Origin of the sequence: Streptomyces sp. A1136, assembly GCF_004795055.1 — a bacterium.
Lineage (GTDB): Bacteria > Actinomycetota > Actinomycetes > Streptomycetales > Streptomycetaceae > Streptomyces.
Genome location: NZ_SSBJ01000032.1, coordinates 76566 through 86333 on the forward strand (window position 1 = coordinate 76566; position 9768 = coordinate 86333).

The following is a 9768-nucleotide window of genomic DNA, read 5'->3' on the forward strand; positions in this document are numbered from 1 at the left end:
CCGGGCGCGGCCCTCCTCGTGTTCACGTCATGCTCAGGCGAGCGGACCGGTGACCGCCTCCACGGCCGCGACGAGCGCGCCGGAACGCACGAAGGCGTCGGCGGCGGCCAGGTCGGGGGCGAGGAAACGATCCGGCCCGGGACCCTCGACGCCCGCCTCGCGCACCGCCGCGATGGCGGCCCGGCTCGCCGGGGACGGGGTGAGCCCGTGGCGCAGCTCGATGGCGCGGGTGGCCGCGTACAGCTCGATCGCGACGATCCGGGTCAGGTTGTCGATCGCGGTACGGAGCTTGCGCGCGGCCGACCAACCCATGGAGACGTGGTCCTCCTGCATGGCGGAGGAGGGGATCGAGTCGGCGGACGCGGGTACCGCGAGCCGCTTCATCTCGCTGACCAGCGCGGCCTGCGTGTACTGGGCGATCATCAGACCGGAGTCCACACCGGCGTCGTCCGCCAGGAACGGCGGCAGGCCGTGCGAGCGGTTCTTGTCCAGCAGCCGGTCGGTGCGGCGCTCGGCGATGGAGCCCAGGTCGGCGGCGGCGATGGCCAGGAAGTCCAACACGTAGGCGACCGGGGCGCCGTGGAAGTTGCCGTTGGACTCGACCCGGCCGTCGGGCAGCACCACCGGGTTGTCGACGGCCGAGGCCAGCTCGCGCGAGGCGACCAGGGCGGCGTGCGCCATGGTGTCCCGGCCCGCGCCGGCGACCTGGGGGGCGCACCGCACCGAGTAGGCGTCCTGGACGCGCGGGGCGGTCTCCTCCTGGTAGTGGCGGACGAGGCCGGAGCCCTCCAGGACGGCGGCCATGTTGGCCGCGGAGGCGCCCTGGCCGGGGTGCGGGCGGATGGCGTGCAGCTCGGGCGCGAGGACCTTCTCGGTGCCGAGCAGCGCCTCCAGGGTCAGCGCGGCCGTGATGTCGGCGGAGGTGTACAGCTTGCCGAGGTCGGCGAGGGCCATGATCAGCATGCCGAGCATGCCGTCGGTGCCGTTGAGGAGGGCCAGGCCCTCCTTCTCGCGCAGCTCGACGGGCTCGATCCCGGCTTCGGCGAGCAGTTCGCCGGCGGGGCGCACGACCCCGTCGGGGCCCTCGGCGTCGCCTTCGCCCATCAGGGCGAGGGCGCAGTGCGAGAGCGGGGCGAGGTCTCCGGAGCAGCCGAGGGAGCCGTACTCGTGCACGACCGGGGTGATGCCGGCGTTCAGCACGTCGGCCATCGTCTGCGCTACGGAGGGCCGGACGCCGGTGAACCCGGAGGCCACGGTCTTGAGCCGCAGGAACATCAGGGCGCGCACGACCTCGCGCTCGACGCGCGGGCCCATGCCCGCGGCGTGCGAGCGGACGATGTTGCGCTGGAGCTGGGCGCGCAGCTCGGGGCTGATGTGCCGGGAGGCGAGGGCACCGAACCCGGTGGACACCCCGTAGACCGGCTCGGGCTTGGCGGCGAGCGCGTCGACGATCTCGCGGGCGCGGGCCAGGGCGTCCAGCGCCTCGCCGGACAGCTCGACCCGCGCGTTGCCGCGGGCGACGGCGATGACGTCCTCGGCGGTGGTCCCGGACGTTCCCACCACGACAGTGTGCATATCCATATTCAGCAGCCTACGGACTGAATCTCTTCATGTCACTAGCGACTTGGTGGAGCAGTCGTTACAGGCTGCTACGCCCTGCCGCGGAACCGGCGCCGCTCCCCCCGTCCCGCCTGCGCCGCGTCGGCGAGCCGCACCACGGCGCTGTCCCGTCCGGCCACCACGGGGCCCCGCGAACGGGCCGCCTTGGCCTTGTACTGGGCCGCGTCGGCGAGCCGGAACAGCCTCCGGGAGGACTTCACCACCCCGATCGGGTCCCCGGTGGAGGCGACCCCGCAGGCCACGCCCTCGCCCAACTCCAACTCGGCCGCGCGCAGGCACACCTCCTCGGTCACCCGCACCACCTCGTCCGCCGTCGGCCCCACGCTGACCAGGCAGAACTCATCGCCGCCGAGCCTGGCCACGAGCGCGCCGGGCAGTATGGCCCCGCACAGGCTCAGCACGGACCCGAACCGCTCCAGCAGCCGGTCCCCCATCGCGTGCCCGAGGGTGTCGTTGACCCGCTTGAGCCCGTTCAGGTCACACACCACGAGGCTGACCACGGCCCCGTCGCGCCGGTGCTCCTCCAGGGCCTCGTCGAGCCGCATGTCGACGGCCCGCCGGTTGGCCAGCCCCGTCAGCGGGTCGGTGAACGCCAGGCGCCGGGCCTCTTCGAGGCGCTCGTTCTGCGCGAGCCCGGCGGCCACGACGGCGGCCAGGACGGTCGCGAACTCCGCGTCGTCCTCGTCGAAGTCGGGCAGCCCCTCGTCCCGGGCGACGTACAGCTCCCCCCAGGCCCGGCCGCTGAGCACGATGGGCGCGACGACACAGCTGCCGCGCCCGCGCCGACGCAGCGCCTCGCCGCGCCGGCCCGGCCGGCCGCCGCCCGCGTACTCGACCCAGGCGTGGGGCCCGCCGCCGCCCACCCAGCGCTCGTGCAGGAACTCGGTGATCTCGGGGAATTCGTGGACGGGGTACGACTCGTCCGCGGGGAACTCCTCCTCCCCCGCCCGCCGCTCGCCCTCGTTCACGAGGACGCGCAGCATGCCGCGCTCGCGCTCCCAGGCGGAGATGGCGGCGAACGACCCGTCCATGGCCAACCGGGCCCCGCGCGCGGCCGCCCGCACGCTGTCCCGGGGCGCGCACGCCGCCGCCATGGCCTGCGCGAGGCCCACGACGGCCCGAAGCCGCCCGTCAACTCCCATCACAACAGATTAGGGAGTTTTACCCGATTTGGTGACAATCGCCGCGCTTTTCGACGCCTATCAAGATCACGGGCGTCGATCGGGCCGAGACGGACACTCAGACGCCGGGCCACCGCGGCTTGCGCTTCTCGTTGAACGCCGCCACGCCCTCGGCGCGGTCCCCGGAGAACGCCACCGTGCGCCACGCCGCGTCCTCGATCTCCAGCCCGGCCGCCAGGTCCATCCCGTGCCCCAGCCGCAGCGCCCGCTTCGCCGCGCGCAGTCCGACCGGCGAGTTCGCGGCCATCTTGCCCGCCAGCGCCAGCGCCTGCTCGCGGTCGGTCCCCGCCGCGACCACCGAGTCCACCAAGCCCAGCTCCAGCGCCTCCGGCGCCTCCACCCGGCGCGCCGTGAAGATCAGCTCCGCCGCGCGGGCCGCGCCGACCCGCCTGGGCAGCAGTTGCGTGCCGCCGCCGCCCGGGATCACGCCGACCGACACCTCCGGCAGGCCGACCACCGCCGTCTCGTCGGCCACGATCACATCGCACGCCAGGGCCAGCTCGAAACCCCCGCCGAGCGCGAACCCGTGCACGGCCGCGATCGTCGGCATCGGCAGCTCCAGCACGCCCCCGTACGCGCCCCGCGTCGTCGGCCGCTGCCGCACCAGCTCGGCGTCCGACATCGCGTTGCGCTCCTTGAGGTCGGCGCCCACGCAGAACGCCCGCTCGACGGCCGAGGAGAGCACGACCACCCGGACCGAGGCGTCCGCCGCCAGCCGGGCGCACGCGTCCCCGAGGGCCCGGGCCATGCCCGTCGACACCGCGTTCATCGCCTTGGGCCGGTCCATGACCAGCTCGACGACCCCGTCCTCGTGCCGGCGCACCGCCAGGAACTCCGACTCCGCGGTCTGCGGAACCACGCCCTCCGGCGCCCCGCCCTCCGGCACCACGCTCTTCGACGTCACAGGACAGCCCTCCCGGTTAACGAACGTTACCCGGGGATCTTAGGTGTCCTCCGCGTCAGCGACCAGGGCTCCACGACCCCGAGACCGCGCACCGGCCGCTGCCACATCGGCTGGAGCGCGAACCGATAGGCGCCGCCGCCCTCCTCCGCCTCCGACTCCTTCTCCGAGACCGGCGCGGCGCCCGTCCGGCCGAGCTCCTCGGCCATCGCCCCGTCCACCAGCACCGCGTCCTTGGGGGCTATGGACGTCAGCCGGCTCGCCAGGTTCACCGTGGTCCCGAAGACATCGCCCATCCGGGTCGTGACCGTCCCGAACGCGATCCCGACCCGGAGCTCGGGCATCTGCGGGTCCGCCTCCATCGTCTCGATCAGCCGCAGCGCGATCTCCGCCGCCGTCGCCGCGTCGTCCGCCGCGTACAGCACCTCGTCGCCCAGCGTCTTGATCAGGCGCCCGCCGTACGCGGCGATCAGGTCCGCCGCCGTCGTCTCGAAGGCCTCGACCAGCTCGCCGAGCTCCTCCTCCTCCAGCCGCCGGGTCAGTCGGGTGAAGCCCACCAGGTCCGCGAAGCCCACCGCGAGCCGCCGATCGACCATCTCCTCGTCGTCCGCCACCTGCACCACGCGCCCGGTCGCGGCCGCCAGCTGGCGCCGCCACACGTAGACGAGGAACTCCTCCAGCTCCGGCAGCAGCAGCTCGACCAGCGGATACGTGACCTCGGTCCGGGTCATGCCCGGCTCCGGCGGCTCCGTGAGCCCCTCCAGGAAGGAGTCGATCTGCCACTCCGCCAACCGGGCGGTCGTCTGCCCGGTCGACCGGGCGACCTGCACCGCCATCGGCTCGCTCAGCAGGCCGGCCTCGACCAGACCGGCGAGGCGGCGCAGCGCCAGTACGTCCGCCTCCGTCAGGGCCTTGGCCTGGCCGATGTCCGCGAAGCCCATCGCCCGCCAGAAGCGGGAGGCGAGTTCCATCGAGACCCCGGCGCTGCGGGCGGCCTGGAAGGGGGTGTACCGGCGCTCCGCGCCCAGGATCAGCTGCTCCAGCCGGATGGCCAGCGGGTCGGCCGTCGGCTGGACGGTGTGGTCCACCTCGTGGTGCGGAGTGTGCTGGTCCCGCCCGATCGGGGTGCTGCCCGAACCGGCCTGGGTCGCGCCGGCGCCGGAGCCGGACCGGGACGCGCCGGACGTAGGGTCGTCGACGGTCAAGGGCCGCCTCCTGTCCATTCCGTACGCAATTCCGACTTCCGAACCGGTTGATCACCACAAGGACCGGGATCTCCGCCGGTACCGCTGCGGGGTGCCAGCAAAACCATACGGCAGGTGTGCCGTAGCTCACTCCCCGGTGCGCCGGCCCGACCGGGCCGCCCGGGCGCTACCGCACGGACCGCAGGTGGACCACGTCCCCGGCCCCCACGGCCACCCGCTCGTCGTCGGCGGTCCGGATCACGAGCCGTCCGTCGGCGTCGACCGCTTCCGCCGTCCCGGTGATGGCGCGGCCCCCGGGCAGCTCCGCCCGGACGTGCCGGCCCAGCGTCGCGCAGCCCGCCGCGTAGGTCTCCTGCAACCCGCTGGCGGCCGGGTCGCCAGCGGCCGCCCGCCAGGCCTCGTACCACTGCTCCAGGGAGCGCAGTACGGCCTTCAGCAGCGGTTCGCGGTCGGTGACGGTGGCCTTGGCCAGGGAGAGGGAACCCGCGGTGTCGACCGGCAGCTCGTCCTCGGTGAGGGTGACGTTCAGCCCGATCCCCACGACAACGCCGTCGCCGACGCGCTCCGAGAGGATGCCGCCCGCCTTGCGCTCCTCGCCGTCGACGGTGACCAGCAGGTCATTGGGCCACTTGAGGGCGGTGTCCACCCCCGCGGCCCGGGACAACCCAGTCGCGGTGGCCACCCCGGCGAGCAGCGTCAGCCACCCCCACCGCTCCTGCGGCACCTCCGGCCCGGGCTTGAGCAGCACCGAGAAGAACAGGCCGGACCGCGCGGGCGCGACCCAGCTGCGGTCCAGCCGCCCTCGCCCCGCGCTCTGCTCCTCCGCGACGAGCACCGCGCCCTCGGGCAGCTCCCCGGCCCGGGCGGCGAGATCGCTGTTCGTGGAGCCGGTGGACGCGACCACCTCCAGCGAACTCCACAAGCCCTCCCCGACGAGGTGGCGCCGCAGGGCGGCGGCGTTGAGGGGCGGCCGGTCCAGGCTGGACCATCGGCCCGCGGAAGCTCCCGACGGAGTTGCTCCTGATGCATCTGATGGCGTCATGCAACCCACAGTAGGTGTGTCAAACGCCGCACTGCCGAGCGCCATGCCCGCCGATACGCTACGCACGAGTAGCCAGCAGCAGTCCACCATTTGACCAGGCCGTTGACACCACACAGGGAGCCGCGCCCCGATGTCACAACCCTCAGAGCCGATCGACATGCACACCACCGCGGGCAAGATCGCGGATCTGCAGCGCCGGATCGACGAAGCCACCCACGCCGGGTCCGCGCGGGCGGTGGAGAAGCAGCACGCCAAGGGGAAGCTGACGGCGCGTGAGCGGATCGGCCTGCTCCTGGACGAGGGGTCGTTCGTCGAGCTCGACGAGTTCGCCCGGCACCGCTCGACCAACTTCGGGCTGGAGCAGACCCGCCCCTACGGCGACGGGGTCGTCACCGGCTACGGCACGGTCGACGGCCGCCCGGTGGCCGTGTTCTCGCAGGACTTCACCGTCTTCGGCGGGGCCCTCGGCGAGGTCTACGGCCAGAAGATCATCAAGGTCATGGACTTCGCGCTGAAGACCGGCTGCCCGGTCATCGGCATCAACGACTCCGGCGGCGCCCGCATCCAGGAGGGCGTCAGCGCGCTGGGCATGTACGGCGAGATCTTCCGCCGCAACGTGCACGCCTCCGGCGTGATCCCGCAGATCAGCCTCGTCGTGGGCCCCTGCGCCGGCGGCGCGGTGTACTCCCCCGCCATCACCGACTTCACCGTGATGGTCGACCAGACCTCGCACATGTTCATCACCGGCCCGGACGTCATCAAGACGGTCACCGGCGAGGACGTGGGCTTCGAGGAGCTCGGCGGCGCGCGCACCCACAACTCCACGTCGGGTGTCGCCCACCACATGGCCGGGGACGAGAAGGACGCCATCGAGTACGTCAAGTCCCTGCTCGCCTACCTGCCCTCCAACAACCTCTCCGAGCCGCCCGCCTTCCCCGAGGACGCGGACACCGAGGTCTGCGACCTCGACCGCGAGCTGGACGTACTGATCCCGGACAGCGCCAACCAGCCGTACGACATGCACACCGTGATCGAGCACGTCCTCGACGACGGCGAGTTCCTGGAGACGCAGTCGCTGTTCGCGCCGAACATCCTCACCGGCTTCGGCCGCGTCGAGGGCCACCCGGTGGGCATCGTCGCGAACCAGCCGATGCAGTTCGCCGGCTGCCTGGACATCAACGCCTCGGAGAAGGCCGCCCGCTTCGTGCGGACCTGCGACGCCTTCAACCTGCCCGTGCTGACCTTCGTCGACGTACCGGGCTTCCTGCCGGGCACCGACCAGGAGTACAACGGGATCATCCGGCGCGGCGCGAAGCTGATCTACGCCTACGCCGAGGCCACCGTCCCCCTGATCACCGTCATCACCCGCAAGGCCTTCGGCGGCGCCTACGACGTCATGGGCTCCAAGCACCTCGGCGCGGACCTGAACCTGGCCTGGCCGACCGCGCAGATCGCCGTCATGGGCGCGCAGGGCGCGGTCAACATCCTGCACCGCCGCGCCATCGCGGAGGCGGAGGAGGCCGGCGCCGCCGACGAGACCAGGGCCCGGCTGATCGCCGAGTACGAGGACACCCTGCTCAACCCCTACACCGCCGCCGAGCGCGGATACGTCGACGCGGTGACCATGCCGTCGGAGACCCGGGCACACGTGGTCAAGGGGCTGCGTCAGCTGCGCACCAAGCGGGAATCCCTCCCCCCGAAGAAGCACGGCAACATCCCCCTCTAGGAGGTCAGTCCTGTGGTGATCAAGGTCGTCAAGGGGAACCCGACCCCGGAGGAGCTGGCCGCCGCACTGGCGGTGGTCCGAGCGCGCGCGGCGGCGCTGGCGTCCGCGCCGTCGGGCGCGCCCCGGGTCCCGGACGAATGGGCCGCGCCGGCGCGGGTGGCGCGGCGCACCCTGCCGCAGCCGGGTCCGCGCGCCTGGGGCCGTACGTACTGGCCCGCGTAGGGCACCGCCGTCTTCGCGGCGGCGGAGACCGTCGCCGCGAAGATGGCATGAACGGACGGTGGCGCCTGAGTACCCGTACTCAGGCGCCACCGGCGCTCGCGGCGCGAGGATCGGAGGATGCTCTGGTCAGACCCGAAGAACGAGCCGCCGAAAGACATGCGCGACGCGCAAGCGATGCTGCGGCGGCTGATCGTGGTGCTCGCCCTCTCCATGATCGTCGTGGTGTACGTCCTGGGCGTAGGCCCCTTCTGAGCGGCCCGCACGCCCCTCGCGCGGCCCTACGATGGCTCGCATGACTGCTGCCGCGCCCCGCTCCGTCGTCCTCGCCTCCGCCTCGCCCGCCCGGCTGAACCTGCTGCGGCAGGCCGGGCTCGCCCCGCACGTGATCGTCAGCGGGTTCGACGAGGACACCCTGAGCGCCGATACCCCCTCCGAGCTGGCGCTGGCGCTGGCCGAGGCGAAGGCCGGCGTGGTCGCGGCCCTGGACGAGGCCGCGGGCGCGCTGGTGATCGGCTGCGACTCCGTACTGGAGCTCGACGGGGAGGCGCTGGGCAAGCCGGCCGACGCCGAGGAGGCGACGGCCCGCTGGAAGTCCATGCGGGGCCGGGCCGGGGTGCTGCGCACCGGGCACTGCGTCGTCGACACGGCGAGCGGCCGCCGGGTGTCGGCCACGGCGTCCACGACGGTCCGCTTCGGCGAGCCGACGGACGCGGAGGTCGCCGCGTACGTGGCCAGTGGCGAGCCGCTGCACGTCGCGGGGGCCTTCACCCTGGACGGACTGTCGGCGCCCTTCATCGACGGAATCGACGGGGATCACGGCAACGTGATCGGGATCTCCCTGCCCCTGCTGCGCTCCCTGCTGGGCGAACTGGGCGTGTCCATCACGGATTTGTGGGCCTGAGCCCCTCGAAGCCGGGCGGCGGGGCGTCCTCGGGACGCCGGGGGTCCCCGGAGTCCCGCACGTCCCCGGGCCCGGGCCCGGCATAGAGCATCAGGGTCAGCACGAGCAGGCACAGGATCAGCATCAGGACGGCGAAGGCGCCCCAGCCCACCAGTCCGAGGGCCAGCGCGCCGAGCACCGCGTGGGTGACGGCGGCGACCACCAGGACCACACGGGCGAAACGGCCGGGGGCCCGGTCCCGCACGGCGATGACCGCGAGCAGGACGGCGCAGAACAGCAGGAAGGCGCCCATCGCCGCCCCGAGGCCGTAGGTCGCCTTCGCCATCAGCTCCGGATCGCTGCCGGCGATGGACATCGACTGGCTCTGCGTCGTCTTCCCCAGCACGACGTGCACGAGTACGAGCACCGCCGCTTCCACGACGAGCACGAGCGCGGCCAGCCCGGCCACGAGTCTGCGCAGCACCGACGCCCCCCATCCCCCCAGAAGCCACAAGCCTGTTCGACGCCTGGAGGCTACTCACCGGTAAACGCGCGGACAAGGGGCAGGGACAGCTTCGTTACCGAGGGGTCCGAGTGACGGCTCTCACGCAAAGAATGCATAGGCCGTTCGTAGGGACTCCACAAAGATTCAGCAGGGGCCGCTGACCTGGTGAACAGCGACCTGTGCCGCGTCACGGGGTTACTGTGCAGTCGGGGATCTCCCTGACCTGGGGCGACACAAGGGTTTCTGGGCTCGGGCAAGCCTCGCTATCACGCTCCGTGTGGGGAAGCTCACCTGCGGATAGGGGTCGAAAGGCCGTGTCACCTGTCCCTAAACTCAGCTTGTTTCTAGGAGGAAGCCATCGTGCGCAAGGTGCTCATCGCCAACCGTGGCGAAATCGCTGTCCGCGTTGCCCGTGCCTGCCGGGATGCCGGGATCGCGAGCGTGGCCGTCTACGCCGACCCGGACCGGGACGCGCTGCACGTCCGC

General features: G+C 72.6%; 11 protein-coding genes. 5 read left to right on the forward strand and 6 right to left on the reverse strand.

What is annotated here, in order from left to right; all coding sequences use genetic code 11:
• Positions 1 to 33: 33 nt before the first annotated feature.
• The 5 genes from hutH to E6R62_RS27675 form a co-directional block, all read right to left on the reverse strand.
• Positions 34 to 1575: a histidine ammonia-lyase gene (gene hutH, locus E6R62_RS27655; protein ID WP_136216222.1), complete on the reverse strand. Its 1542-nt coding sequence runs from the start codon at positions 1573 to 1575 to the stop codon at positions 34 to 36.
• A gap of 74 nt (positions 1576 to 1649) precedes the next feature.
• The gene (locus tag E6R62_RS27660; RefSeq protein ID WP_136216210.1) at positions 1650 to 2762 is read right to left on the reverse strand and encodes a GGDEF domain-containing protein; all 1113 of its coding nucleotides are present in this window, start codon (positions 2760 to 2762) and stop codon (positions 1650 to 1652) included.
• A gap of 97 nt (positions 2763 to 2859) precedes the next feature.
• Positions 2860 to 3660, reverse strand: coding sequence for an enoyl-CoA hydratase/isomerase family protein (locus E6R62_RS27665; RefSeq protein WP_136216223.1), 801 nt, complete (start codon positions 3658 to 3660; stop codon positions 2860 to 2862).
• Positions 3661 to 3731: 71 nt separating this feature from the next.
• Complete coding sequence (locus tag E6R62_RS27670) at positions 3732 to 4907, reverse strand: adenylate/guanylate cyclase domain-containing protein (protein WP_136216211.1); 1176 nt, start codon at positions 4905 to 4907, stop codon at positions 3732 to 3734.
• 166 nt (positions 4908 to 5073) lie between these two features.
• Entirely contained in the window at positions 5074 to 5949 is an 876-nt protein-coding gene (locus E6R62_RS27675) for a biotin--[acetyl-CoA-carboxylase] ligase (RefSeq protein WP_136216212.1), read from the reverse strand.
• Between the two features lie 130 nt (positions 5950 to 6079).
• Here E6R62_RS27675 and E6R62_RS27680 point away from each other — a divergent pair, with 130 nt between their 5' ends.
• From E6R62_RS27680 to E6R62_RS27690, 4 genes are all read left to right on the forward strand, one after another.
• Positions 6080 to 7675 (forward strand): acyl-CoA carboxylase subunit beta, encoded by a 1596-nt coding sequence (locus tag E6R62_RS27680; RefSeq protein ID WP_136216213.1) that lies wholly within the window; start codon positions 6080 to 6082, stop codon positions 7673 to 7675.
• Between the two features lie 15 nt (positions 7676 to 7690).
• Positions 7691 to 7897, forward strand: a complete 207-nt coding sequence (locus E6R62_RS27685) for an acyl-CoA carboxylase epsilon subunit (protein WP_206308858.1) — start codon at positions 7691 to 7693, stop codon at positions 7895 to 7897.
• 117 nt (positions 7898 to 8014) lie between these two features.
• On the forward strand, positions 8015 to 8149 hold the full coding sequence (mmpB, locus tag E6R62_RS41865) for a morphogenic membrane protein MmpB (RefSeq protein ID WP_276615662.1): 135 nt from the start codon (positions 8015 to 8017) through the stop codon (positions 8147 to 8149).
• Between the two features lie 31 nt (positions 8150 to 8180).
• Complete coding sequence (locus E6R62_RS27690) at positions 8181 to 8798, forward strand: nucleoside triphosphate pyrophosphatase (protein ID WP_136216215.1); 618 nt, start codon at positions 8181 to 8183, stop codon at positions 8796 to 8798.
• Here E6R62_RS27690 and E6R62_RS27695 read toward each other — a convergent pair.
• Entirely contained in the window at positions 8779 to 9261 is a 483-nt protein-coding gene (locus E6R62_RS27695) for a hypothetical protein (RefSeq protein ID WP_240801941.1), read from the reverse strand. The two genes, E6R62_RS27690 and E6R62_RS27695, sit on opposite strands and share 20 nt — an antisense overlap.
• Positions 9262 to 9642: 381 nt before the next feature.
• Here E6R62_RS27695 and E6R62_RS27700 point away from each other — a divergent pair.
• A partial coding sequence (locus tag E6R62_RS27700; RefSeq protein ID WP_136209427.1) for a biotin carboxylase N-terminal domain-containing protein occupies positions 9643 to 9768 on the forward strand: 126 nt, incomplete at its 3' end.

What these genes read in the sequence shown, in the direction of transcription:
- E6R62_RS27675 (WP_136216212.1), bottom strand. Translation starts at nt 5,949, where the DNA reads ATGACGCCATCAGATGCATCAGGAGCAACTCCGTCGGGAGCTTCCGCG.
- E6R62_RS27660 (WP_136216210.1), bottom strand. Translation starts at nt 2,762, where the DNA reads ATGGGAGTTGACGGGCGGCTTCGGGCCGTCGTGGGCCTCGCGCAGGCC.
- mmpB (WP_276615662.1), top strand. Translation starts at nt 8,015, where the DNA reads ATGCTCTGGTCAGACCCGAAGAACGAGCCGCCGAAAGACATGCGCGAC.
- E6R62_RS27680 (WP_136216213.1), top strand. Translation starts at nt 6,080, where the DNA reads ATGTCACAACCCTCAGAGCCGATCGACATGCACACCACCGCGGGCAAG.
- E6R62_RS27690 (WP_136216215.1), top strand. Translation starts at nt 8,181, where the DNA reads ATGGCTCGCATGACTGCTGCCGCGCCCCGCTCCGTCGTCCTCGCCTCC.
- hutH (WP_136216222.1), bottom strand. Translation starts at nt 1,575, where the DNA reads ATGCACACTGTCGTGGTGGGAACGTCCGGGACCACCGCCGAGGACGTC.